13 protein-coding genes and 1 pseudogene are annotated in these 26185 nt (G+C 75.1%); 10 read left to right on the top strand and 4 right to left on the bottom strand.

The window, feature by feature from the left end; genetic code table 11:
• The 5 genes from ACX9I7_RS13400 to ACX9I7_RS13380 all read left to right on the top strand — a co-directional run bounded on the left by ACX9I7_RS13400 (position 1) and on the right by ACX9I7_RS13380 (position 8001).
• Complete coding sequence (locus ACX9I7_RS13400; protein ID WP_459387460.1) at positions 1–2625, top strand: substrate-binding domain-containing protein; 2625 nt, start codon at positions 1–3, stop codon at positions 2623–2625.
• A gap of 20 nt (positions 2626–2645) precedes the next feature.
• Complete coding sequence (locus ACX9I7_RS13395) at positions 2646–4133, top strand: extracellular solute-binding protein (protein ID WP_459387459.1); 1488 nt, start codon at positions 2646–2648, stop codon at positions 4131–4133.
• Positions 4134–4359: 226 nt separating this feature from the next.
• Positions 4360–5364: a CapA family protein gene (locus ACX9I7_RS13390; protein ID WP_459387458.1), complete on the top strand. Its 1005-nt coding sequence runs from the start codon at positions 4360–4362 to the stop codon at positions 5362–5364.
• A gap of 191 nt (positions 5365–5555) precedes the next feature.
• The gene (locus ACX9I7_RS13385) at positions 5556–6863 is read left to right on the top strand and encodes a phosphatase PAP2 family protein (protein ID WP_459387457.1); all 1308 of its coding nucleotides are present in this window, start codon (positions 5556–5558) and stop codon (positions 6861–6863) included.
• A gap of 121 nt (positions 6864–6984) precedes the next feature.
• The gene (locus ACX9I7_RS13380; RefSeq protein ID WP_459387456.1) at positions 6985–8001 is read left to right on the top strand and encodes an aldo/keto reductase family protein; all 1017 of its coding nucleotides are present in this window, start codon (positions 6985–6987) and stop codon (positions 7999–8001) included.
• 62 nt (positions 8002–8063) lie between these two features.
• On the opposite strand, the gene ACX9I7_RS13375 is transcribed toward ACX9I7_RS13380, so the two are convergent.
• From ACX9I7_RS13375 to ACX9I7_RS13365, 3 genes are read right to left on the bottom strand one after another with little or no spacing between them, the layout of a single operon-like run.
• Positions 8064–9272, bottom strand: a complete 1209-nt coding sequence (locus ACX9I7_RS13375) for a cytochrome P450 (protein WP_459387455.1) — start codon at positions 9270–9272, stop codon at positions 8064–8066.
• Positions 9269–9499 (bottom strand): MbtH family protein, encoded by a 231-nt coding sequence (locus ACX9I7_RS13370; protein ID WP_387572777.1) that lies wholly within the window; start codon positions 9497–9499, stop codon positions 9269–9271. The genes ACX9I7_RS13375 and ACX9I7_RS13370 overlap by 4 nt, the downstream gene beginning before the upstream one ends.
• Positions 9500–9530: 31 nt before the next feature.
• Positions 9531–17066: an amino acid adenylation domain-containing protein gene (locus tag ACX9I7_RS13365; protein WP_459387454.1), complete on the bottom strand. Its 7536-nt coding sequence runs from the start codon at positions 17064–17066 to the stop codon at positions 9531–9533.
• Positions 17067–17526: 460 nt separating this feature from the next.
• Here ACX9I7_RS13365 and ACX9I7_RS13360 point away from each other — a divergent pair, with 460 nt between their 5' ends.
• From ACX9I7_RS13360 to ACX9I7_RS13350, 3 genes are all read left to right on the top strand, one after another.
• A complete protein-coding gene (locus ACX9I7_RS13360; protein ID WP_387572772.1) occupies positions 17527–18696 on the top strand; it encodes a tryptophan dimethylallyltransferase family protein in 1170 nt (389 codons plus the stop codon).
• 76 nt (positions 18697–18772) lie between these two features.
• A complete protein-coding gene (locus ACX9I7_RS13355) occupies positions 18773–19972 on the top strand; it encodes an acyl-CoA dehydrogenase family protein (RefSeq protein WP_387572769.1) in 1200 nt (399 codons plus the stop codon).
• Between the two features lie 117 nt (positions 19973–20089).
• Positions 20090–20659 carry a hypothetical protein gene (locus ACX9I7_RS13350; protein WP_459387453.1) on the top strand — a complete coding sequence of 190 codons (570 nt, stop codon included), beginning with the start codon at positions 20090–20092 and terminating at the stop codon, positions 20657–20659.
• 45 nt (positions 20660–20704) lie between these two features.
• Here ACX9I7_RS13350 and ACX9I7_RS13345 read toward each other — a convergent pair whose 3' ends face one another.
• Complete coding sequence (locus ACX9I7_RS13345; protein ID WP_459387452.1) at positions 20705–22291, bottom strand: GMC oxidoreductase; 1587 nt, start codon at positions 22289–22291, stop codon at positions 20705–20707.
• A gap of 296 nt (positions 22292–22587) precedes the next feature.
• On the opposite strand from ACX9I7_RS13345, the gene ACX9I7_RS13340 reads away from it, so the two are divergent.
• Positions 22588–24873, top strand: coding sequence for a serine/threonine-protein kinase (locus ACX9I7_RS13340; protein ID WP_387572760.1), 2286 nt, complete (start codon positions 22588–22590; stop codon positions 24871–24873).
• Between the two features lie 152 nt (positions 24874–25025).
• Positions 25026–26105 (top strand): annotated as a pseudogene (locus ACX9I7_RS13335) (NAD(P)H-dependent flavin oxidoreductase); the annotation flags it as partial.
• Between the last annotated feature and the right edge of the window lie 80 nt (positions 26106–26185).

Genomic DNA, 26185 nt, shown 5'->3' with positions numbered 1-26185 from the left:
ATGGCCGGATCCGGACGGCGGGAGCGAGCCGACCGAGCCCTGCTCATCGGCGTGTCCCAGTACGCCAGCGACCGGCCGCTCGAAGTGGCGGAGGGGCTCGGCGACATCGCGGCGGTCGAGCGCAACCTCACGGAGCTGCGGGCCGCGCTGAGCGCGGGCGGCGTCTTCGCCGAGGACCGGATCGAGTCGCTCCACTCGCCCGGCGTCGAGCAGTTCGAGCACCGCCTGGGGCACGTCCGCGACGCCACCGACGGACTGCTCCTGGTCTACTTCGCCGGGCACGGCATCGTCGACACGCGCACCGGCGGCCACGGCCGGCTGTTCCTCGGCCTGCGGGACGCCACGGTGGAGAACGGGCCGAGCTTTCCCGGCTGGATCCGCTGGGACGACACGCTGCGCCGGCTGTGCTCGGGCGCGAGCGCCCGCCGCCACACCGTGGTGGTCCTCGACTGCTGCTACGCCGGCAACGCGGCCGGCGCCTGGGAGGAGCTCGACGAACGGGACCAGGAACGGATCTCGCTGCTGCTGGCCGTCCAGAAGAACCAGCGCATCGACGCGGGGGACGCCGCGACGCCGACGCCGTACACGGCGGAGCTGGTCCGGTACCTCGCGGGGGAGCCGGCCGGGCCCCTGACCCTGGGCGGCCTCCAGGAGCGGCTGGTGGCGGGCCTCAAGGAGGCCCGGACGGCCGGGGGCAGGGCGTGGAGCCCGCAGGTCTGCCGGAAGGACGCGGGCGAGCACGTCGTCCTGGCCCGGCCGCCCGCCGGCGTCCGGCCCGGCGTCCCGCCGCCCCCGGCGACACCGCCCCGGCCGACACAGCCGGCCCGACCACCCGAGCAACCTCAGCCGTCCCCGAAGCCGCCCGCCCGCCGCCGGGTGCGGCTGATCGGCGCGAGCCTGGCGGCGGTCGTCGCGCTCACCGCCGGCGTCTGGTGGCTCGCCTCCGGCGACTCGCGCGGCGACGGCCCCTCGGCCTCCTGCGCCCGGCACCCGCCGCTCGAACTGCGGGTCCTCGCCGACCCGGACCTGCAACCGGCCGTCCGCGAGGCGGCGAACGGCTTCGTCGCCTCCGCCGCCAACGAGGACGGCGACGGCTGCCGGCGCTCCGGCGTCACCGTCTACAGCGCCGGGTCCGCCGAGACGGTGGAGGCGTTCCGCACCCAGTACGGCGAGTGGGCCCACGCCGGCCGGTCCGGGTTCAACCCGGTGGGCACGGTCGGGCCGCAGCCGGACGTGTGGATCCCGGCGTCCTCGGCGAGCGCGCGCAGGGCCCGGGACGAGACCGGCAACCAGCCGTCGGTGCTCTCCCTGGACTTCGACGACGCCGAGCCGCTGGCCTACGCGCCGCCCGTGCTGCTGGTGCCCGACCGGCTCGCCGAGGCCGGGAGCGGGCGCACGGGCCGTACCCTCGCCGAGCTGATGACGGCGATGCGGGCGAAGGACGAGCGGGCCCAGGTCCGGCGCGCCGACCCGCGGTACACCGACGCCGCGCTCGCGGCGGCCCGGGGGCAGTACCGGGTGGACGCCCCGCGCGCCGTGGAGCTGGGGCAACGGCGGCAGGGACGGTCCATGCCGACGGGCAAGGACCTCGTCTGCGCGCTGGCCCGGGGCGGCTCGGCCGAGGACCGGGCGGTGGACCGGCGCACCGCCGTCCTGGCGGCGGAGCCCACCCTCGGCCGGTACCGCGACTGCGCGGGGACGACCGGGGTGACGCGCGTGGCCGAGTACCCGGCCGACGTCCCCGGCCTCGACCCGGTCTTCGTCCACGTCCGCTGGAACGACGCCCGGCTGGACGAGGCGGAGCGGGACCGGGCCGTCCAGCGGTTCCGGGACTGGCTGGCGACGAAGGACGGCCGGAAGACCTTCCGGGACGCGGCCTTCCGCGGCTCGCCTCGGGAGCCCCTGCCCTCGCCGCCGCCCGGCCTGCTGAGCGACCCCGGCCCGCTGCCGCGCGCCCTGACGGCGGACGAGGCCGCCGACACCATGGAGAAGCACCGGCAGGCCAACGCCGCGAGCCGGGTCCGCTTCCTGCTGGACAGCTCCGGGTCCATGAGCCGCTGGTGGGACGGGCCCAACGGGGCGCGCGAGATCCTCAAGCAGGCGATGGGCCGCTTCGGCGCCGAGGACGTGTTCGGCGTGTGGAGCGTCGCCTCCGCCGGATCCGAGCCCCCCTACCGCGACCTGCTCCCCTTCGGCACCCACGGCTCGTGGTCCAGGGCCGCCGCCCGGAACGAGCAGGACAAGGCCGCCGAGGCGGCGAAGAAGGTGGACGACGCCGAGCCCGACCTGTCCAAGGAGGCCGACATCGGCGGCGCGCTGAAGGCCGCGCTGGAGGGGATGCCGCAGGGGACCGAGGACGACGGCCACCCCCAGCTCGTCGTGCTCCTCACCGACGACGAGGACAACGACCGGATGAACGCCGCGCGGCAGGACGAGCTCGTGGCGGCCGCCGCCGCACGGAAGGTGCCCGTCGTCATGGTCTCGTTCGACTCCGGCGGCTGTCTGAAGGACCGGTTCGACCTGCGCGTGGCGGACGCGAGCGGCGGCAGGTGCCTGGACGCCCGGGGCGACCTGGCCAGGGATCTCGGAACCGAGATCGCCCAGGTCGCGCAGGGCCGGGACTAGCGCGACGGGGGGCGGGGGAGATGAGCGGCGGCAGGAGACGCGCGGGAATCGTCCGGTCTTCCCTCCGGTGTCCCGTCCGGTTCCTCGTGTGGTGCGCCGCCCTGCTGCTGGGCGCGACCGGCTGCTTCGGCGGCGGCGAGCCGGGCCCGCCCACCGGGACGGCCTCGGCGCGACCGGTCACCGGCACCCAGCTCGTGATCGCCACAGGCGTGGACGTCACCGGCAAGAACGGCGTCCGCAAACGCCTGGTCGACGCGTGGAACGACCTCCAGGAGAAGCAGGACTCCCCCTGGCGCGCCCGCGCCGTCATCCTGCCCGGCTCGGCGGACCTGCAGCGCAGCCAGCTCCTCGCGGCACTGCAGTCGGGCAGTGCCGCGTACGACATCGTCAACCTCGACGTCACCTGGGTCCCCGAGTTCGCCGCGGCCGGTCTCGTCCGGGAGCTGCCCGAGTCCTTCGCCGACGACGGCGACATCCTCGCGAAGGCGTCCGCCACCGCCCGCTGGAAGGGCAAGGTCTACGCCGCCCCCTACAACAGCGACGTCGGCCTCCTCTACTACCGCCGCGACTACCTGGCCGGCGGCGCGGGCGTCGACGAGGGGAAGCTCGACGCGCTCGCGCGGGGGCGGACGACCTGGGACGACCTGGCCTCGCTGATGGACGCGGTGGACGCCTGGGCCCGCGCCGACAAGTCCGACAGGTCGAAGAACTACCGCAGCGCCTGGACGAGCCAGCTCAGCCCCTACGAGGGCCTCACCGTCAACGGCGTCGAGGCCTTCACGGCCGCCGGCGTACGGCTGACCGACGAGGACGGCGCGTACACCGCCTCGCCCCGGACGCTGGAGAAGGGCGTGACCGAGTTCCGGCGGCGCGTCGCGAGCGCCCACACCTACGAGGACGCCTTCGCGTCGGACGAGGCCGGCACCCTCAAGGACTTCGCCGAGGGCCGCACCGCCTTCCTGCGCCACTGGCCCTACGCGTACCGCACGCTCCACGCGGCCCTGGGCGACGACAAGCTCGGCGTCGCACCCCTGCCCGGCGCCGCCGTGCTGGGCGGGCAGAACCTCGCGGTGTCCGCCGGCGCGGCCATGCCCGAGGAGCGGGTGCGCAAGGCCCGGGAACTCGTCGCCTTCCTCACCGGCAGGACCAGCGAGCGCTGCCTGCTGGACGCCGGCTTCGCCGCCACCCGCGCCTCCTCCTACACGGACCCGAACGTCTCCTGCGACGACCGGCGCGCGCTGCCCGGCACGTCCGGGCCGTCCGAGGGCAGCGGCGGCGACGTGCCGCGCGACGCCGCCCGCCGCCCCCGCTACGCCCGCGACACCCTCCTGCCCGCCCTGGAGGCCGCCGCCCTGCGCCCCCGCACCCCGCTCTACGGCGCGTTCACCCACGCGTTCACCACGGAACTCGCCGCGCTCCACACCTCCGCCACGGCCCGGGCCGCGCCCGACGAGGACATCGCCCGCCGACTCGACGCCGCGCTCCGCGCCGTCCTGCCGAGCGGCTGAGCCCGCCGGCCCGCGACCCGCTCCACGCCCGCCGGTCAGGGCGTCCCGCACGGCGACGGCGGACCGGCCGCCGTGCCGCCGGGACGAGCGGGCCCACGACGCCGGGTAAGGCGGGCCGGGGTCCCGACCCGCTCGGCGGAGCGTGACGGGCACCCCCGGCCCCCGGCTTGGTACTACTGCGATGAGGACGGGTGCGCGAGGGCACCGCCCGGACGGAGGCGAGCGGATGGCGCCGATCACGGTGGCGATGGCGGGCGACACCATGCTGGGCCGCGGGGTCGGCGAGCTGCTCGGGGAGGCCCCCGAGCCCGCGACGATCCTCAGCGAGGAGATCCGGGAGGTCGTCGCCGGGGCGGACCTGTTCGTCCTCAACCTGGAGTGCTGCGTCTCCGGCCGGGGCGAGCCCTGGGCGGCCCCGGGCAAGCCCTTCTTCTTCCGGGCGCCCCCGCCGGCCGCCGCCGTCCTCGCCGAGCTGGGCGTCGACTGCGTGACCCTCGCCAACAACCACGCCCTCGACTACGGCCACGACGCCCTCGCCGACACCCGCGAGCTGCTCACGGCGGCCGGGATCCGGGTCGTCGGCGCCGGGGCGGACACGGCCGCCGCCCGCGCGTACGCGGTGCTGGAGGCGCGCGGGGTACGGCTGGCCGTGATCGGCGTCACCGACCACCCGGACGACTTCGCCGCCGGCCCCGACCGGCCCGGCGTGGCCTTCGCGGATCTCCACAGGGGAGTGCCGGACTGGCTCGCCGAGCTGGTCCGGCGGGCCTCGGCCGAGGCCGACGCCGTGCTGGTCACCCCGCACTGGGGTCCCAACATGACCTCGACGCCGCCCCACCACGTACGGGTCGCCGCGGCGGAGCTGCTGGCGGCCGGGGCGACCCTGGTCGCCGGGCACTCCGCGCACGTCTTCCACGGCGTGGCCGGGTTCGTGATCCACGACATGGGCGACTTCGTGGACGACTACGCCGTCGACCCGGTGCTCCGCAACGACCTCGGGCTGCTCTTCCTCGTCACCCTGGACGACACCGCGCGGCCCGGCGACCCGGACCCGGGCCGCTACCGGCCGGTCCGGCTGGAGGCCGTCCCCCTCCGCCTCGACTACTGCCGCACCGAGCCGGCGCGCGGCGAGGACTGGGAATGGGTCCGCGAGCGCTTCTCCCGCGCCTGCGCCGCCTTCGGCACGCCCGTGACCGTACGGGGCGAGCGACTGTTGGTGGAGTGGCCGTGACCTTCGGGTGACCCCCGTCACATGGAGGGCCGTGCGTCCACGGCCGCGCCGGAAGGGTGTCACGCCGCGCGTGTAGCTTTTGCTGTGCAGCCGCGCCGATGACATCTGCGCGGCGTCACCCGTCACCCGAACGTACGCCTACCGTGCTGCCGCCCCGGTACCGCCGTACCGATACGAAGGACGCCCCACCCATGCCCTACGTGCGCCACTGGTTGCGCAACTCCATCCTGCTGTTCGCGGCCGCGATCGTGCTCGGGCTGGTCGCCGCGCACACCACGCTGATCCAGCCGCACGACCTGTCGCTGGACCGGACGATCCAGACCAATCTGCGCACCTCCTGGCTCAACCACGCGATGGAGCTGGTCAGCTACTGCGCCTCGCCGGTCGCCGGCGTGCTGATCCTCGCGGCGTGGAGCGGGTGGCTGTTGTTCGTACGGCGCCGGCCGACCGCCGCGGTGTCCACCTTCCTCGTGGTCGCCGTCGGCTGGAACAGCACCCAGATCGCGAAGGCCATCGTGGCCCGTGAGCGGCCGCCGCGGCAGTTCTCGCTCGACCCGGAGATCGGCTCCAACAGCTTCCCCAGCGGCCACACCGCCTTCACCGTCGCCGCCGTCGTGGCCGCGTACTTCCTCCTCCGCGAGACCCGGCACCGCCGTACCGTCCTGATCGGCGGAGTCTTCGCGGTCCTGCTCGTCGCCTTCTCCCGGATGTACATCGGCGCCCACTACCCCACCGACACCTTCGGCTCGGTGCTGATCGCGGGCTCCGCCATCCTCTTCGTCACCGGCGTGTGGCACGCCTGGCTGCTGCCGAGGCTCGACACGCTGCCGCTGGTGGGGCCGCTGCTGGCGCGCTTCGGCCTGGCGGAGGAGCGGGCCGCGCTCGCGCCCGCCGAGGACGACGGCCATGGCGGCGACGACGACCACGACGGTCACGACGGCCACCCGGAGCAGGGCCACTACGGCCAGTACGGCGGGTACGCGCAGCAGGCCCAGCAGGCCCCTCACGCCCAGCAGCCCCAGCACAACCCGTACGGGCAGCACGACGCGTACGGCCGGCAGGACCAGTACGGCCAGCAGGGCCAGTACGGGCAGCCCACCGCCCAGGGCCAGTACGGTCAGGCCGCCCAGGGGCAGTACGGGCAGCAGGGCGCCTACGCCCCGTACGGGCAGCAGCCCGAGCAGAACGGCCAGTACGGGGCGTACGGCCAGCACGGCCAGCACGGCCAGCAGGGCCAGAACAACCAATACGGGGCGTACGGGCAGTACGGGCAGCACAACGGCCACGCCGGGCAGGGCGGCCAGTACGACGGCGGTGGCCACGCCGGCCAGGGCGGCGGCTACGGCGGCCAGTACGACGGCCACGCCGGGCATGGCGCCGGCTATGGCGGTCACGACGGCTACGGCGGCCACCCGGGCGAATGGACCGGCGGCCCGTCCGAGGGCGGACGGCACGGGGCGGGCGGCGACCCCTCCTCCGACGGGTGGCACCGCCGCTGAGGCGGCGGCCCGAACCGGAAAACGGCCGAAGAACACCACGTCATGGCGGACTTCCCACGGGGGGTCCGCCATGATCCTTGTTAACCCCCGCCGCGCGCGGGCCCGTTGGTAGCGTGCCGCCATGGACTTCCGTCACCTGGGACGCAGCGGACTGATCGTCAGCCGGATCGCCTACGGAAACTGGCTCACCCACGACGCGTCGCGCGGCGAGGAGACTGAGCGCGCCTGCGTACGCGCCGCCCTCGACGCCGGCATCACGACCTTCGACACCGCGGACGTCTACGCGGACACCCGCGCCGAGGAATCCCTCGGCCGCGCCCTGAAAGGGGTGCGTCGCGAGGGGCTGGAGATATGCACCAAGGTCTTCGCCCCCACGGGGCCGGGCCGCAACGACCTCGGGCTCTCCCGCAAACACATCCGCGAGTCGATCGACAACTCCCTGCGCCGCCTCGGCACCGACCACGTGGACCTCTACCAGGCCCACCGGTTCGACCCCTCCACACCGCTGGAGGAGACCATGGAGGCGTTCGCCGATGTGGTCCACGCGGGCAAGGCCCACTACATCGGCGTCTCCGAGTGGACCGCCGACCAGATCCGCCGGGGCGCCGCGCTCGCCCGGGAGCTGCGGATCCCCCTGATCTCCAGCCAGCCGCAGTACTCCGCCCTGTGGCGGGTCCCCGAGGCCGAGGTGATCCCCGCCTGCCAGGAGCTGGGCATCGGCCAGATCGTCTGGTCGCCGCTGGCCCAGGGCGTGCTCACCGGCAAGTACGAGCCCGGCGGCCGGTGGCCGGACGGCTCCCGTGCCACCAGCGAGAACGACGGCTCCGAGCTGCTGGGCGGCTGGCTCAAGGACGACGTCCTGCGCAGGGTCGCCGGGCTGCGGCCCGTCGCCGACGGGCTCGGGCTGACCCTCGCCCAGCTCGCCCTCGCCTGGGTGCTGGCCCGCCCCGGAGTCGTCACGGCCGTCATCGGCGCCTCCCGGCCCGGGCAGATCACCGACAACGCGAAGGCCGCCGACGTCACCCTGGACGAGGAGACCGTCGCCCGGATCGACGCCGCGCTCGCCCCGGTGGCCACCACGGACCCGGCCGAGACCGCGAAGAGCAGCCCGGGCTCGCCCGACTGGCGCCTGGCCTGACAGCGTGAAGGAGGTCCCGGACCCGCTCGCGCGGGTCCGGGACCTCCCGTCCGTTCATCCGGCTACCACACGACGGGCAGCCTCAGCAGGCTCCGCACCTGCATGCCGTCCTTCCACTCCAGCTCCTCGAACGGGACCGCGCAGCGCATCCCCGGGAAGCGCTCCAGCAGCACCCGCAGCGCCACCTGGAGCTGGAGCCGCGCCAGCGGCGCGCCCAGACAGCGGTGGATGCCGTAGCCGAAGGCCAGATGGGGGTTGTGCTCCCGGCCGATGTCGAAGCGGTCGGCGTTCTCGAAGACCGTCTCGTCGCGGTTGGCCGAGGGGATCGCCGGCAGGACCGACTCGCCCGCGCGGACCAGCGTGCCGCTGAGCTCCACGTCCTCCGTGGCGTAGCGGGCGAAGGTGACGTGCGAGATCAGCGGGACGTAGCGCAGCAGTTCCTCGACGGCCTGGGGGACGAGCCCGGGCCGCCGGACGAGGGCCGCCAGCTGGTCGGGGTGGGTGAGCAGGACGTAGAGGGAGTCGATGAGCTGGGACGAGACCGTCTCGTGGCCCGCGATCAGCAGCACGCTGATCAGCTCGACCATCTCCTTCTCGGAGAGCCGCTCCTCCTCGTCGCTGGCCTTGACCATGCCGCTGATCAGGTCCTCGCGCGGCTCGGCGCGCCGCTCGCGCGTCAGCTTGGCGATATAGGCGTGGAGGGCGTCGGTGCCGTCCTGGGTCTCCTCGGCCGTCATCACGGTCGTGGCGGAGAAGGCGTCCAGCCACTGCCGGAAGTCGTCGCGGTCCTCGAAGGGCACGCCGAGCAGATCGCAGATGACGGCGCCCGCCATCGGCACGGCGAACTCCTCCATCAGGTCGCCGGGGGCGCCGCGCGCCACCAGCCCGTCGAGGAGCTCGTTCGCGACCCGCTCGATGCCGGGGCGCATCAGCTCGACCCGGCGCATGGTGAACACCCGCGACAGCAGCCGGCGCAGCCGGGTGTGGTCGGGGGAGTCCATGCCCAGGATGCTGGTGTGGATGGGCAGCGGCGTCAGCCGTGACTCGTCGTGCAGCGCGGCCAGCGCCCGGCTGAAGCGGGGGTCGCCGAGGATCGTCTTCATGTCGGCGTGGTTGGTGACGAGCCAGGAGTCCTCGCCGAAGGGGCAGCCGACGCGGACGACGGGCTCGTCCCTGCGCAGCTTCGCGTAGATCGGGTCGACCTCGATCCCGACGGCCTCGTTGAACGGGTAGGCGGGCGGGGTCTGCGCGGTGTTCCGGGTCTCGCTCACGCGCTCCGCACCTCCGCCACCCGCTCGTACCGCGCCACGAGGCTCTTGGGCCGCATGTCGGTCCAGTTCTCCTCGACGTACGCGAGGGCCTCCGCGCGCGTGCCCGGGCCGCGGGCCGTCGCCCATCCGGCGGGGACATCGCTGAAGGACGGCCACAGGGAGTGCTGGCCCTCGTCGTTGACGAGGACCAGGAAGGTCCCCTCGCTGTCGTCCCAGGGGTTGTTCACGATGCTCGTACCTCTCTGTCGTTGCGTGCGATCAGGGAGTGCGGGGTTCGGCGGGCGGCCCGTCGGGGCGCGGGAAGAACCCGGTGGAGACGAAGTGACGGGCGTAGGCGTGGATCAGACGGCGGTCGGGGGCGGGGAAGGCGGGGCCCGGCAGTCCCGCGCGGGCGTTGGCGTCGTCCAGTCGGACGCGGCCCAGCCGGACGAGGGCGGGCAGGACGTCGCTCAGGAGCACCGCCGCGTCCAGCCCGGCGGCGGGGTCCGCCTCGGCCCGTTCGCGCAGCGCCCGCACCCACTCGTCCCGCTCGACGACCGCCAGCGGGTGGCCGTGGGCCCGGAGGTCGTCCAGCAGGGTGTCCAGGGGCAGCGGCCGGGGGCAGACCAGGTGATGGGTGAGGCCGCGGCTCTCCGCCCGGCGCGCGAGGCGGACCACGGCGGCCGCCGCGTGGTCGGCGGGCACGAGGTCGACCACGGCCGCCGGCCCGTCCGGCCCGGTGAGCCGGGGCGCGGCGCCGAGGACGAGCATGGCCCGGACGAGCTGCCACAGGACGTCGTCCTCCGGCCCGGCACCGCCGGTGGAGTGGCCGCCGATCCGGCCCAGGCGGTGGACGGTCACCGGCAGGCCGCGCCCGGCGGCCGCCCGGACGAGCTCTTCGGCCACCCACTTGCTCGCCGTGTATCCGTCGGAGGCGACGTCCGGTGCCGGGACGCGATGGCTCTCCGGAATGACGTCCGGCAGCGTTCCCGTGCCCACGGCGACCGATGCGGTGGAGATGTAGTGGACCGGAACGCCGCTTCCGGCAGCGAGTCGCAGCACCTCGCGCGTCCCGCCCACGTTCGCCGCCCGCAGCCGGTCGTAGGGGTCGACGGCGCTGACGCGGGCGCCGTTGTGGTAGATCGCGTCCAGCCGCCCGGCGAGCCCGGCGAAGGCGGCGGGGTCCAGGCCGAGCAGCGGCTGCTCCAGGTCGCCGGGGACGGGCACGACCCGGGCGGCGACGCCCTCGTCCCCCAGCCCGTACCGGGCCAGGCCCGCCCGGATCCGCCGCTCGGCCCGCCCGGCGTCCGCCGCCCGGACCAGGCAGTGGACTTCGGCGTCCGTGCGGTCGAGGAGCTCGCGCAGCAGGAACGAGCCGACGAACCCGGTCGCGCCGGTGAGCAGCACCCGCTCGGGCCCGGGAGCCCGCTCCGCCCGCCGGCCGACGGTGAACTCCGCGTCCAGGACGGCCTCGGCGGCCAGGTCCGGCTCCGGCGACGCGGCCGGGTCCGGTGCGGCCGTGCCGTCGACGGCCGCCAGCAGGGCCGCGACCGTCTGGTGCTCGAAGAGCGCGCGGACGGGCAGGTCGACGCCCAGCCGCCGGCGGAGTCCGCTGATCACCCGGGTGGCGAGCAGCGAATGCCCGCCCAGGACGAAGAAGTTGTCGTCGAGGGTGACCCGGGGGACGCCCAGGACCTCGGCGAACAGCTCGCACACGATCCGCTCGCGGGGGCCGCGCGGCTCGCGGCCCGCCGAGAGCGCCCCGAAGTCCGGTGCCGGGAGCGCCGCCCGGTCGACCTTGCCCGTGGCCGTGACCGGCAGCGCGTCCAGCACCAGGACGGCCGAGGGCACCATGTGGCCGGGCAGCAGCGCGGCCGCGTGGGCGCGCAGCGCGGCCCCGTCCGGGGCCGGGGCGTCCCCGGCGGGCACGACGTAGGCGGTGAGGTACGTCCCGGCCCGGTCGTCCCGGCGGGCGACGACGACCGCCTGGGCCACCCGCGGGTGGGTGCCGAGCGCGGCCTCGACCTCGCCGGGCTCGACCCGGAAGCCGCGCAGCTTGATCTGGCCGTCGGCGCGGCCGATGAACTCCAGCTGCCCGTCCCGGTTCCAGCGGGCCAGGTCGCCCGTGCGGTACATCCGCCCGCCCGGCTCCCCGAACGGGTCGGCCACGAACCGCTCGGCCGTCAGCCCCGGCCGGCCCAGATAGCCCCGCGCCAGCCCCGCCCCGGCGATGTGGAGCTCGCCGGGGATCCCCGGCGGCACCAGGCGCAGGTCGCGGCCGAGGACGTAGGCGCGGGCGCCCACGGTGGGCCGGCCGATGGGCGGCGTGCCCCCGCCGGACAGCGGGGCGCTCAGGGTGGCGCACACGGTGGTCTCGGTGGGCCCGTAGCCGTTGAGGAACCGGCGCCCGGCGGACCAGCGGCGGACCGTCTCCCCACTTGCCGCCTCACCCGAGACGATCATCGAGGTGAGCGAGGGCGCGTCCGCGGGATCGAGCACCGAGAGGGCGGCGGGCGGCAGCGTCGCGTGGGTGACGCGGTGCCGTCGGACCAGCGCGGTCAGGCCGGGGCCGGGGGCGGTGACCCCGGCCGGGGCCATCACCAGCGTCGCCCCCGTCAGCAGCGCGCCGCACAACTCCCACACGACGCCGTCGAAGCTGTGCGAGGCGAACTGCAGCACCCGGCTGTCGGCGGTCACCCCGAACCGCCGGATCTGCGCCCGCACGACGCCGGTGAAACCCGAGTGGGTGACGACCACGCCTTTGGGGCGGCCGGTCGAGCCGGATGTGTGGATGACGTAGGCGGGGCTCGCGCTGTCCAGGGGGCGCGGCCGCTCGGCGTCGGTGACGTCGCCGTCCCAGTGGGCGCCGACCGCGCGCCGGGTCTCCTGGTGGTCGAGGACGATCCGGGGCAGGTCCGGGGCGCCCGGCAGGGCCAGGGACGTCGCGAGGTCCGTCAGCAGCAGGCGGGGCGCGGCGTCGTCGAGCATCAGGCGCAGCCGGGCCTCCGGGTAGCCGGGGTCCAGCGGCAGATAGGCGGCGCCCGCCTTGAGCACGGCCAGGGTGGCCACGACCGCGTCGGGCTCGCGCGGCAGCGCGATGGCCACGGTGTCCTCGGGCCCGGCGCCGCGTTCGAGCAGCTGGCGGGCCAGCCGGTTGGCACGGGCGTTGAGCTCGCGGTACGTCAGCGTCCGTACGGTGCCCTCGCCGTCGTCGAAGAGCACGGCGGTGGCCTCGGGCGTCCGCCGGGCCTGCTCCTCGAACAGCTCCGGCAGCGTGCCGGGCGGCACGTCCTCGCCGGGGTCCCCGGCGCGGGCCAGCAGCTCGGCGCGTTCCCCGGGCAGCAGGACGTCGAGGGCGCCCAGGCGGCGGCCGGGTTCGGCGGTGACGGCTTCCAGGAGGCGGACGAAGCGCCGGACGATCCGCTCGACGCCCTCCCGGTCGAACAGGTCGGTGCTGTACTCGGCCACCCCGTCGACGCCCAGCGGCCGCCGGTCCGGGCCGTGCCGCTCGGTGAGGGAGACGGACAGGTCGAAGCGGCAGGCCCCGGTCGCCCACGGCAGTTCGGTGACCCCGAGGCCCGGCAGCTCGGGTGCGCCCTGCGGGGCGTTCTGCAGGGCCAGCATCACCTGGAACAGCGGGTGGTGGGCGAGGCCGCGCGCGGGTGCCAGGGCGTCGACCAGCCGCTCGAAGGGCAGGTCCTGGTGGGCGTAGGCGGCCAGGTCGGTCTCCCGGACCCGGGCCAGCAGGTCCCGGAAGGAGGGGTCGCCGGAGGTGTCGGCGCGCAGCACCAGGGTGTTGACGAAGAACCCGACGAGCCCGTCGAGGGCCGGGTCGGTACGGCCCGCGACGGGGCTGCCGATCGCGATGTCGGTGCCCGCGCCCAGCTTGGTCAGCAGGGCGGCCAGCGCCGCGTGCACGACCATGAAGGGGCTCGCGCCGCAGGAGCGGGCCAGCTCGGTGATCCGCCGGTGGAGGTCCGCGTCCAGGGTGAAGCGCAGGGTGTCGCCCCGATGGCCGGCCGCCTGCGGGCGCGGCCGGTCCAGGGGAAGTCCGGTGCGTTCGGGCAGCCCGTCGAGGGCGCCCTTCCAGTGGGCGAGCTGGCGCGCGGCCGCGCTGCCCGGGTCGTTCCCGTCGCCCAGCAGCTCGCGCTGCCACAGCGTGTAGTCGGCGTACTGGACCGGCAGCGGCGACCGGCCGGGCGCGCGGCCCGCCCGGCGCGCGGTGTACGCGGCGGACAGGTCGCGCCAGAGGGGGGCCAGCGACCAGCCGTCGCAGGCGATGTGATGGACCACCAGCACCAGGACGTGCCGGCCGGGCCCGGTGGTCAGCAGTGCGGCGCGGACGGGGATTTCGGCGGCGAGGTCGAAGGGCCGGCGGACGGCCGCGTCGACGGCGGCCTCCAGGACCTCCGGGGCGACCTCGGCGACGGTCAGCGGCGGCCGGGCGGCGGCCGGGTCCAGGACGAGCTGGTACGGCACCCCGCCCTCCTCGGGCAGGACGGTGCGCAGGCTCTCGTGCCGCTCGACGAGGTCGCCGAGCGCCGCCTGAAGCGCCGCCCGGTCCGGCTCGCCGTCCAGGGCCAGCACCAGCGGCACGTTGTAGGCGGCGCGGGCGGTGTCCCCTTCTTGCTGGAGGCGTTCGAGGAACCACAGCCGCCGCTGGGCGAAGGACAGCGGTACGCGCACGGGGCGCTCCGCCGGGAGCAGCGGCGGCCGTTCGCCCTCCGCCGCCTTCCGGAGGGCGTCGGCGAGCCCGGCGACCGTCGGCGTCTCGAAGACGGCGCGCACCGGGAGTTCCAGGCCCAGCGTGGACCGCAGCCGGGCGGTGAGCCGGGTGGCGGACAGGGAGTGGCCGCCGAGGGCGAAGAAGCTGTCGTCGGCGGTGACCCGGGAGACGCCGAGGATGTCGGAGAACAGCCCGCACAGCAGCTCTTCCAAGGGGTCGCGCGGGGGTCGGCCGTTCGCGGCCGAGCCGGTGTCGGGCTCGGGCAGGCGGCGCCGGTCGACCTTGCCGTTGGGGGTGAGCGGCAGGGCGTCGAGGACCACGGTCGCGGCGGGCAGCAGGTACTCGGGGAGCCGCTCGCGCAGATAGGCGCGGACGGAGGCGAGCAGGGCGCCGGTGTCGCGGGCGGTCGCGGGGGCGTTGACGAGCGAGGCGAGCGGGGCGCCGGTGGGTTCGCCGCCGCCCGGGGCGCCGGGGGCGCGGCCGGTCAGCTCGATGTCGAGGGCGGCGTCGGCGGCGGGGGAGGTGGTGGCGATCACCCGGAGGCCGAATCGTTCCGCCAGGTCGTGGAATTCTTCCAGCAGTTCGCCGCCCGTCTCGTCGCGGCCGCTGCCGAGGGCGGTGACCTCGCCGCGTTCCTCCAGCGCCCGGTCCGCCGCCGCGACGGGCGCGAGCCGCCCGTCGGGGACGCCCGTGACCCGCAGCCCGCCGGGGTGGGTGCTGCCCAGGAGCGGGGCCAGCGCGGCCGTGGAGGTCACGTCCCGGCCCCACCGGAGCGCCGGGGAGACCGGCGGGCGCTCCGAGGGGCCCCCGGTACCGGCCTTGCGCAGGACGGCGTCGTAGCGGTAGCGGGTGAGCTCGTTGGCGTACCGGCCGCGTTTGACGCGCACTTCGGCGCCGTCGGCGCCGGGGACGGCGGCCGCGAGTTCGGTGAAGTAGGCCGGGTCGACGAGGAGTTCCTTCTCGCGCACCACGCTGTGCTCGACGGCGGCGCGGAGCGCGGCGGGGTCCGCGGGTGGCTCCGGGCGGCGCAGCCGGACGTCGGTGTGGAAGCGGCGCAGCCGCCGCAGGTCGCGGATGTCGCCGGCGAAGACGGCGCCGCCGGGCGTGAGCAGGCCGAGGGCCTTGGTGAGGACGTCGGTCAGGTAGCGGCCGTCGGGGAAGTACTGGGTGACGGAGTTGACGACGACGGTGTCGAAGAACCCGGCGGGCAGCTCGTCGATCCGGTCGGCGGGCAGGGCGCGCAGCTCCACGAGGTCGGCGAGGGCGGGGTCCCGCCCCACGAGCGTCCGCAGTCCCTCGATGACCCGGCCGGAGAAGTCCGTGCCCCAGTAGACCTCGCAGTCGGGGGCCAGCCGGGACATCAACAGGCCGGTGCCGACGCCGATCTCCAGCACCCTGCGGGGCCGCAGTTCGCGGATCCGCTCGACGGTGGCGTCGCGCCAGTGACGCATCTGGTCCAGGGGGAGGGGTAATCCGTCGTAGCTGCTGTTCCAGCCGGAGAAGTCCTCGCCGAAGCGGGCGTCGGCGACGTCGCTGTAGAGGGTGTCGTAGATCTCCCGCCATTCGCCGAGCTGCCGCGGCGCCTCGCCTTCGGCCTCGTCGGTGCCGGCCTGGAGACCGGCGGGGACGACGTAGCCGACGAGCCGCCTGTCGCCGGGGCGGTCCTCGCGGACGACGACGGCCGCCCGGGCGACGCCGGGGTGTCCGGCGAGGACGGCCTCGGTCTCGCCGGGCTCGACGCGGAAGCCGCGGATCTTCACCTGGTCGTCGCCGCGGCCGACGAACTCCAGCAGCCCGTCCGGGCCGCGGCGGACGAGGTCGCCGGTGCGGAACAGCCGCTCGCCGGGCCGGCCGAGGGGGTCGGCGACGAACCGTTCGGCCGTCAGGCCCGGGCGCGTCCAGTAGCCCCGGGCCAGGCCCGTGCCGCCGAGGTAGAGCTCCCCGACCTCGCCCGGCGGCACGGGCCGCAAGGCGGCGTCGAGGATCTCGGCCCGCATGCCGTCCATGGCGGAGCCGATGGGCACGACCGTGTCCAGGCCGCCCGGTTCGGTGACCCGGTGGCAGGTGGCGAACGTGGTGGTCTCGGTGGGCCCATAGCCGTTGACGACGGCCGTGCCGGGACAGGCCGCCAGCACCCGGCGGACGGCGGCGGCGGGGACGGCGTCGCCGCCGGTCCACACCTCGCGCACGCCCCGGAAGCACGCGGGGTCCTCCTCGGCCAGCACCGCGAACAGCCCGGCGGTCACCCACAGTCCGGTGACCCCGGCGGCGGCCGTGACGGCGGCGACGCCGCGCGCGTCCAGCTCGCCCGGAGGCGCGACGACGACGGTGCCGCCGGTGAGCAGGGGCACCCACAGCTCGTAGGTGGAGGCGTCGAAGGCGTGCGGCGAGTGGAGCAGGACGCGCTCGTGGGCGCCGCCGTGCCACGCCGGGTCCCGGACGAGGCCGGTGATGTTCCCGTGGGTGACGGCGACGCCCTTGGGGGTGCCGGTGGAGCCGGAGGTGAACATCACGTACGCGAGCTGGGCGGGATCGGCGACGGCTTCGGGATCGGCGACGGCTTCGGGGGCGGCGACGGCTTCGGGGGCGGCGTGACCGGCCGCCGGCTCCTCGGCGTCGTCGGCCCGCAGGACGAGCACGCCGTCGCCGAGCCCGGCGGGCGGGGCCGTCCCGGCGTCGGTGAGCAGGGCGCGGGCGCCGGTGCGGGAGAGGATCCACTCCAGCCGGGAGGCCGGATGCCGGGGGTCCAGCGGCACATAGCAGCCACCGGCCTTCACGATCGCGAGGAGCGCGACGACCAGGCCGGGGGAGCGGTCCATCAGGACGGCGACGGTGTCCTGCGGCGCCACCCCCTGCCCGGCCAGCCGTCCGGCCAGCCGGTCCGCCCGCGCGTCCAGCTCCCGGTAGGTCAGGGACGTCTCCCCGGACACCACCGCCGTCGCGGCGGGCGTCCTGCGGACCTGCCGGGCGAACGCTTCGGTGAGGGTGTCGAGTTCGTCGAAGTCGCCGAGCTCATCGGGTACGGGGGAGGCGGTGCGCCGGCCGCCGGTGAGGGGCCGGAGTGCGGCGGAGCGGTGCTGTGCGGACACGCGTCAACATCTCCTCTGCGCGGACTTCGCAGGACTGCGGCGGTGTGCCGGCGGTCCGTTCGGCCGCGGTCGGACAGCCACAAGTGATCGCCGGGAGGGCCGGGAACGGCCGCCGGGCGACGCCTTGCGATCATGTCTCGGTCTGTCGGATCGCAAACCCCTGGGGTGAACCCTTCCGGCCTTTCTCGGCGCACCGGCTCCCGGGAGCCGGTGCGACCCCGGGTAAGGCCCTGATGGGCCCCGCTGATCAGCGGCGATACCGGGCCCGGAAGCCCGGCGGAGGGACCGGCCGGGGCTTCCCGGCCAGCCACCCGTCGGTACCGGCGAAGCGGCGAATTGGCGTGAACACGCGCCCTGAGATGAACACTTGGGAGCGTTGTCGAGCGAAAGGCGGACGCAACCTCTGACCTGGTGAGACGATCCCGATCGTTTTTGTCCGCGATCTGTTCAGGGAGTGACGATGGAAGCCGCCAGCCCCGTGACCGGCCGTCCGGATCCCGCCTTCGCCGACCCGGGCACCGGGGTCGTGGCCGAGATGGTCGGGCGCGCCGTACGGTTCGACTCACGTCGCTACGCCCCCACCGACAGCTACGCGGACATCGCCTGCGACAAGGTCGACCGGGCCGCCGCGAGCCTCGGCGTGGGCGGCCCGGACCGCGAACCGATGCTCTCCCTCGTCCGGGAGCTGTGCGGCGCCTGGGGCGAACTCCCCGCCGGCACCCCGCCGCAGCGCGCCTGCTGGGTGTCCATCGACGGGATGCCCTTCGAGATCTCGTTCGCCTGGGCCGACGGCGGCGCCGAGCTGCGGCTGTCGCTGGAGTCCCCGAGCCATCCCGGCACGCCGCGCGGCCGGATGGCGGACGGCAGGGCCTTCACCCGCCGGCTGGCCCGGCGGCCGGGCGTCTCCCTCGACCGCTATCTGCTGATCGAGGACCTCTTCACGGACGAGGACCCCCAGGGCTTCTTCGCCCTCTCCCACGGCGTCGCCTGGCGCCGGGGCGGCGATCCGCTGTACAAGGTCTACCTCAACCCCGCGGTCGCCGGCCGCGAACACTCCCTCGCCCGCACCGAGGAGGCGCTGGTCCGCCTCGGCCTGGAACGCCCCTGGCGGGCCCTGGTGGAGCACCTGGGCACGGCCGCCGACGTGGCCCACGAGCCGGCCGCCCTGGCCCTGGACCTCTCCGACGGCGACGAGGCCCGCGTCAAGCTGTACATGGCGCACTCGGGCGTCTCCGCCGCGGACATCGACGCCAAGTCGGCCGTCGCGTACGACCACGTGCCCGGCTCGTTCGCCCGCGCCCTGGAGCGCGTCACCGGCCACCGCGACGCGTCCGGCTGGCGGAAGCCCCCGGTGACCTGCTTCTCCTTCAGCGGCGGCAAGGACCTGCCGGGCGCGACGCTCTACGTGCCCATGGTCCCCGGCCATCCCGACGATGCGACGGCCCGCGACCGCGCGGCGGCCTTCATGCGCGAGGAGGGCGTGGACCCGGCGCCCTACGTCGCGGCCCTCGACGCCCTCGCGGACCGCCCGCTGACCGAGTCCGCCACCCAGAACTTCCTCTCCTACCGGGGCGGGCCCACCCCGAGGTTCGCCGCGTACGTCGCCCCGGGCACGTACCGCCCCGTGTGACTTCCCTCTTGTTGTCACGCGTTCTACCGTGTGCGCCGGCATCCGCAGGGGCTGCCGGCGCACATCGGGAGGGGCCGTGGATCTCCAGTACACCCCGCAGCAGCGGCGGTTACGGGCCGAACTGCGCGAGTACTTCGCCGACGTGGTGCCCGACGACTCCGACGCGCGTCGACAGCGGCTGCACGCCGACCCCGCCGAACGCAAGAGGTTCTACCGGCGGACCATCCGCCGCCTCGGCGCCGACGGCCGCCTCGGGGTGGGCTGGCCCGAGGAGTACGGGGGCGGCGGGCTGACCCCCATGGAACAGTTCATCTTCTTCGACGAGGCCGCCCAGGCCGGGGTGCCGCTGCCGCTGATGGCGCTCAACACCGTGGGCCCGACCCTGATGCGCTACGGGACCGAGGAGCAGAAGGCCACCTTCCTGCCCGGCATCCTCTCCGGCGAACTGGACTTCGCCATCGGCTACAGCGAGCCCGGCGCCGGCACCGACCTCGCCTCCCTGACCACCCGGGCCGTGCGCGACGGCGACGGCTATGTCGTCAACGGGCAGAAGATCTGGACCACCAACGGCGACACCGCCGACTGGGTCTGGCTCGCCGTCCGCACCGCCCCCGCCGAGGAGGGCGTCCCGCTCCACAAGGGCATCAGCATCCTCCTGGTCCCCACCAGCGACCCCGGCTATTCCTCCACCCTGATCAACACCCTCGCCTCCCACGACACCACCGCCAGCTACTACGAGAACATCCGCGTCCCCTTCACCCGCCGGGTGGGCGCCGAGAACGACGGCTGGCGGCTGATCACCAACCAGCTCAACCATGAGCGCGTCACCCTCGCCGCCCACGGCTCCGCCGCGATCCGCGCCCTGCGCGACGTCCGCGACTGGGCCGCCGCCACCAAGCTCCCCGACGGCCGCCGGGTGAGCGACCTCGGCTGGGTCCGCGGCCTCCTCGCCCGCACCCACATCCGGCTCGATGCCATGAAACTCCTCAACTGGCGCATGGTCGACGCCCTCCAGCGCTCCGCCCTCACCCCCCAGGACGCCTCGGCCGTCAAGGTCTACGGCTCCGAGGCCCGCCGCGACGCCTACGCCTGGCTGATGGAGATCCTCGGCGCGGCGGGCCCCCTCAAGGACGGCTCCGCCGGCGCCGTCCTCCACGGCGAACTGGAGCGCGGCTACCGCAGCGCGGTCATCTTCACCTTCGGCGGGGGCAACAACGAGATCCAGCGGGAGATCATCTCCTGGATCGGACTGGGGATGCCCAGGGTGCGGCGCTGAGGTCGTTCGCCCCGGCGCTGGCCCTGGCCCTGGCCTTGGCCTCGGCCCGGGGCGCCGGCCCGCCCGTGTCGGCGTGCGGTGGACGCCGTTGTTCCCGGTATGAACATCACACGTGCTGTGCGTTCGGATCGTCGTCGCCGTTCCGTCGTCGCCCTCGCCCTGGGAGCCGTCGTCGCGCTCTCGCTGTCCGCCGCTCCCGCCCAGGCCGCCGCGCGGCAGTGCGTGGTGCGCGGTGACGGCGAGCAGGCCGCCGAGGAACTCGGCAGGTGCGACCGCGTCGCGTTCGACCGGCTCTTCCGGCGGGCCCCCGCCGGCCGGATGCCCCATGGGCCCATGCGCGGGCGGCTGCTGAGGTGCACCGCGTGCGGACAGCCGGCCGTCGACCCGGTGCTCGGTCTGCTGGCGGGTGCGGTGTGGCACGGCAAGGTCTTCCACACCGACGAGCGCGGAGGCCATCTGTTCCAGGTCGTGGGCCCGGAACTGCGCGTGATCCGCGGCGAGGTGGGCTACGCCGCCTACCCGGACGACGGCCGCGAGGCCATCCGGATCGTTCACCCGCGCGACATGGGCGGACTCGTCACGGACTGGATGCGTGAGGTGCGGCCGGGGGTGTACGCGGGAGTGACGACACTGACCGAGGAGGGCTACCAGCCCTGGCGCGTGGCGGACTTCGTGCTCCACCGCTGACGCGCGGCGTAGGGATCGGGACCGGCCGGGCCGCTCGCGGCCTCGTCATCCGCCCGCGGCGACGATGCCCGCGAGGGCCCGTTCGGCGATCGCCGCGATCGTGAGGGAGGGGTTGGCGCCCCCGACGTTTCCCGGCAGCAGCGAACCGTCCACCACGTACAGGCCCGCGCAGCCCTTGACCCGGCCCTCCAGGTCCGTGGAACGGCCGATGACGCAGCCGCCGACGGGGTGGCCGGTGAACGGGTGGAGGTTGTTCACCGTCACCGGGAGGGTGCCGGGATTCGCCTCGACGACCCGGGCGCTGAAGGCGAGTACGGCCCGGGCCGCGGCCGCCGACTTCTCCCTCGTCCAGTCCGCCAGCACCACGCGCCGGCTCGACGGGTCGTACCGGAAGGTGCCCCGGTGGTCGGTGTCCACCGTCATGGCGAAGGTGGCCGTCGCCGGGAGGGAGGCGAAGCCCGGCAGCACCCAGTTCTCCACGCGGATCGGGAGGCCGAATCCCGTGGGGAGGAAGGCGGTGGAGGCGCAAGGGGAGCCCTGGGCGGGACCGATGGGTTCCAGGGGCTGGGAGCGCAGGTTCACCTGGTCGCCGTTGTCCCCGAAGCCGGTGCCGACGGTGTCCGGCAGGTCCGGCAGGCGGCCTTCCTCCCGGGCGGCCACGAGGAGCCGGTTGGTGTTCAGGGCGCCGGCCGCGAGGAAGAGCATCTCGCAGGTGAACTCGGTGGTGCCGAGGGTGGCGCCGTCCTCGCCCAGGCGCCGTACGACGACGGAGTAGCCGCCGTGACGTCTCCGGCCGACGGAACGCACCTCGTGCAGGGCGCGCAGCCGGACGTGCCCGGTGGCCAGGGCGGCGGGGAGGTAGGTGCGGGTGAGGTCGCGTTTGGCCCCCGTTCCGCAACCGAAGTCCGACTCGCCGATGGTCGCGGACGGTGGGAGCGTGCGGGCGAGCTCCTGCCGGACCACATGCCAGTCGAACGTCGAGTCGGCGGGGCGGGTCGTCATCCGCGCGTCGGCCAGCTGCCGGTCCCACAGCCGGGAGTGGGTGAAGGGCGCCGAGTCGTAGACGTCCTTGGGCATGGGGGCGGCGCGCAGCATGGCCCGCACGGTGGGAAACCACTTGCCGGTGAACTCGTCGTAGGGGAGACCGGGCGGGTACAGCCGCTCGAAGAAGCGTCGCGGTGGGGCGATCGTCACCCCGGTGTAGACGACGGAGCCGCCGCCGACGGCCGCCGCGCAGGCGATGTCGAGGTCGCGCTCCTCGGACAGCTCCATGACGCCGGGGGCGGGGGTGACGGGGACGGGGAGCATGCCGGGCCACCGGGTGGTGCGGCGGAACCAGAACATCGTGTCCGTGATCCGGGCGGGCGAGCCGAACAAGGGCCGGGCGGGGAGGACGGGCCACTCCCGGCCGCGCTCCACGACCAGCGTGTCGACTCCCGCCCGCCCCAGGCGCAGCGCCGCGACCGAGCCGCCGAAACCCGAGCCGATCACCACGGCGCGGAAGTGGGTGCGGGACGCCGCCGCGGCGAGGGCCGCGCCGCCGCCGGACCGGCCGAGGGCGGCACCGGCGATGCCGGCCAGCGCCCCCTTGGCCGCGAGCCCCAGTACGTCCCGGCGACGCGGATCGGTCATGGATCCTCCTGGCGTTTTCGTGCGAACGATCATTGCGTAGCCGAATCGAGCAAAGCACTCCATTGGCGCATTGGTCGTTCCATCACTCGAAATGATGAAAACGGACAAGCGGCGTCCTGGTCATATCGAGTGACGACGCGTCGCCGCCCTTGCCCACCGGGGCGATCGGCTTCCTCGGCTGCCGTATCCTTCGCGCGCTCGCCCCGGCCTCGTCGTCGGCCTACAAGCCGCCTGGCCCGGCCGCCATACTTGAGGGGCCGGGGGAGGCACAGCGAATCGACGGGGGCGGCGGCAGCATGGCGGACACCAGGCTGATCCAGGGCCGGTACCAGCTGCTCGACCTGATCGGGCGGGGCGGCATGGGCGAGGTGTGGCGTGCCCGTGACGAGTCCCTCGGCCGGCACGTGGCCGTCAAGTGCCTCAAGCCCATGGGCCGTCAGCACGAGCCGTCCTACCTCCGGGTGCTCCGCGAGCGGTTCCGCAGGGAGGCGCGCGTGGCCGCCTCCCTCCAGCACCGGGGGATCACCGTCGTCCATGACTTCGGCGAGTCGGAGGGCGGCGTCCTCTATCTGGTGATGGAGCTCCTCGACGGCCGCAACCTCAGCCAGCTCCTGGAGGACAACAGGCACCACCCGCTGCCCGTGCCCGAGGTCATCGAGATCGCCGCCCAGGTGGGCGCCGCCCTCGACTACACCCACCGGCAGGGCATCGTCCACCGCGACCTCAAGCCCGCCAACATCGTCCGCCTCGCCGACGGCACGGTGAAGATATGCGACTTCGGAATCGCGCGCCTCGCCCACGACATCGGCTTCTCCGCCCGGCTCACCGGCACCGGCATCGCCATGGGCACCCCGCACTACATGTCGCCCGAGCAGATCGGCTCCGGCAACGTCGACCACCGCAGCGACCTGTACTCGCTGGGCTGCGTCCTCTACGAGATCGCCACCGGCGCCCCGCCCTTCGACATGGACGACGCCTGGGCCGTGCTCGTCGGCCACCGCGACACCCCGCCCCGCCCGCCGCGCGAGCTCCGGCCCGAACTGCCCTGCCCCTTCGAGACGGTCGTCCTCGACCTGCTCGCCAAGGACCCCGACGACCGGCCCCAGGACGCCGCCGCCTTCGTCCAGGACCTCGCCGGTCTCACCCCGTACCGGATGGCCACGCCCCCCGGCGGCACCCTGTCCGAGGGCCGGCCGCGGCCCGTACGGGCCGCCGCGCGGATCCCGGAGCCGCCCCGGCTGCCCGGCTGGGCCCGGAACATGACCACCGGCTCCAAGGCCGCCGGCACCGGCCAGCTCCAGCCGCCGCCGGACCCCTCCGCCGCGCTCACCGGCGCGTGGACCGGCACCCGGGAGGACGGACCCGTCGGCACCGGCACCCGCCGGATCCCGCCGCAGCCGTCCGGCTCCGAACGCCCGTGCCCGGACGAGCGCGCGGCCGAGCTCGCCGCGCGCTACAGCGAGGGGCTGCGCCTGGCCCGGCTCGACCGCTGGGCCGAGGCCGCCGAGGTGCAGCGCGCCGTCGCCACCGAACGCGACCGGCTGCTGGGCCCCGACCACCCCGACACCCTCGCCGCCCGCTACGAGCTCGGCTTCGCCCTGAGCCGGCTGGGCCGCCCCCAGGACGCCCTGCGGGAGTTCGCCCGGACGGCGGCGGGCCGCGAGCGCGCCGCGGGCCCCGACCACCCCGACACCCTGGCGGCCCGTCAGGAGACCGCGTACGTGCTCGGCCAGCTCGGCCGCCACTTCGAGGCCCACCAGGTCTACACGTCCGTGCTCGCCGCCCGCGAGCGCGTCATGGGCGGCGACCACCCCGACACCCTGCGCTGCCGCCACAACCTGGCCTTCAACCTCAGCAGACTGGGCCGCCTGGAGGAGTCCTACCGGATGGCGAGCGACGTCGCGGCCGCCCGCTCCCGGGTCGTGGGCCGGGAGCACCCCGACACCCTCGTCACCCGCTACGAGGTCGGCTACGCGCTCGGCCAGCTCGGCCGCTGGACCGAGGCGCTGCGCACGTACCAGGAGGTCGCCGCCTCCCGCGCCCGGGTGCTCGGCCCCGACGAGCCCGACACCCTCGCCGCCCGCTACGAGGCCGGGATCTGCCTGGGCCGGCTGGGCCGCAGCGAGGAGGCCCTGGAGCTCTACCGCGAACTGGTCGAGGACCGCACCCGCGCCCAGGGCCCGGCCCACCCCGACACCCTGCGCGCCCGGCACGGACTGGGCGTCAACCTCGGCCGCCTGGGCCGTTGGGAGGAGGCCCTCGCCGAGGCGCGCGACGTCTGCGCGATCCGCGCCCGGGTGCTGGGCCCCGACCACCCCGACACCCTCGTCAGCCGCCGTGAGGTGGCGGTCGGCCTCGGCTGGCTCGGCCGCTGGACGGACGCCCTCGCCGTCTACCGCGAGGTGGCCCAGGCCCGGCAGCGCGTGCTGGGCGCGGACCACCCCGACGCCCTGGCCAGCCGGCACGACGAGGCCCACTGCCTGGAGCAGCTCGGCCGCTCGGCCGAGGCCGTCGAGCTCTACCGCCAGGTCGCGGCGGTCCGCCGGACCAGCGCCACCCGGGGGAACCAGCAGCCACGCTGAACCGACGAAGCCGACCGACGAGGCTGAACCGACGAAGCCGACTGACGAGGCTGAACCGACGAAGCCAGCCTGACGAGGCTGAACTGACGGAGCATCAGAAAGTCTGCTCCGGTGGCTTCCCTCCGCCACCTCCGTGCGGCATCCTGCCGCCCATGCGGACCGAGCTGAGCCGCCGGCTGGGCATCGAGCACGCCCTCTTCGGCTTCACGCCCTTCCCCCCGGTCGCCGCCGCGATCAGCCGCGCCGGAGGACTCGGCGTCCTCGGCGCGGTGCGCTACACCGCGCCCGGCGAACTCGAGCGCGACCTCGACTGGATGCAGGCGCACACCGACGGCAGACCCTACGGCCTCGACGTCGTCATGCCCGCCCGCACCGTCCCCGGCCTGACCGAGGCCGACGTCGAGGCCATGATCCCCGACGGGCACCGGGAGTTCGTCCGCAGGACGCTCGCGGAGCACGGCGTACCCGAACTGGCCGAGGGCGAACGTTCCGGCTGGCGCATCACGGGCTGGCTGGAGGACGTCGCCCGCACCCAGCTCGACGTGGCCTTCGACTACCCCCTCGCGCTCCTCGCCAACGCCCTCGGCCCACCGCCCGCCGACGTCATCGAACGCGCCCACAGCCGGGGCGTCCTCGTCGCCGCGCTCGCCGGCAGCGCCCGGCACGCCGTCCGGCACGCGGCGGCGGGCGTCGACATCGTCGTCGCCCAGGGCTACGAGGCGGGCGGCCACACCGGGGAGATCGCCACCATGGTGCTCACCCCCGAGGTCGTCCGGGCCGTCGACCCGCTGCCCGTCCTGGCGGCGGGCGGCATCGGCAGCGGCGAGCAGATCGCCGCCGGGCTCGCCCTCGGCGCCCAGGGCGTCTGGCTGGGCTCGGTCTGGCTCACCACCGAGGAGGCCGGCCTGACCTCCCGCGCCCTGACCGCCAAGCTCCTGGCCGCGGGCTCCGGGGACACCGTCCGCTCCCGCGCCCTCACCGGCAAGCCCGCCCGCCAGCTCCGCACGCCCTGGACCGACGCCTGGGACGACCCCGACGGCCCCGGCACCCTGCCCATGCCCCTCCAGGGCCTCCTCGTCGCCGAGGCCCTCTCCCGCATCCAGAAGCACGAGGTGGTACCGCTGCTGGGCACGCCGGTGGGCCAGATCGTAGGGGCGATGGACACGGTCCGCAGCGTCCAGGCGGTGGTCGACGACCTGACGAGAGGCTTCGAGCGAGCAGTGAGGAAGTTGTGGGCAACCGTTCCGCAGGGCGATGGGGGTCCCCCCTGCTCGAGCGAAGCCGAGAGCTTGGGGGAGGGTGGGCACAACGC

Source organism: Streptomyces sp. L500 (assembly GCF_054551825.1).
The sequence above is the reverse complement of the archived record's forward strand: the minus strand, read 5'-3'. Positions and strand labels throughout refer to the sequence as shown.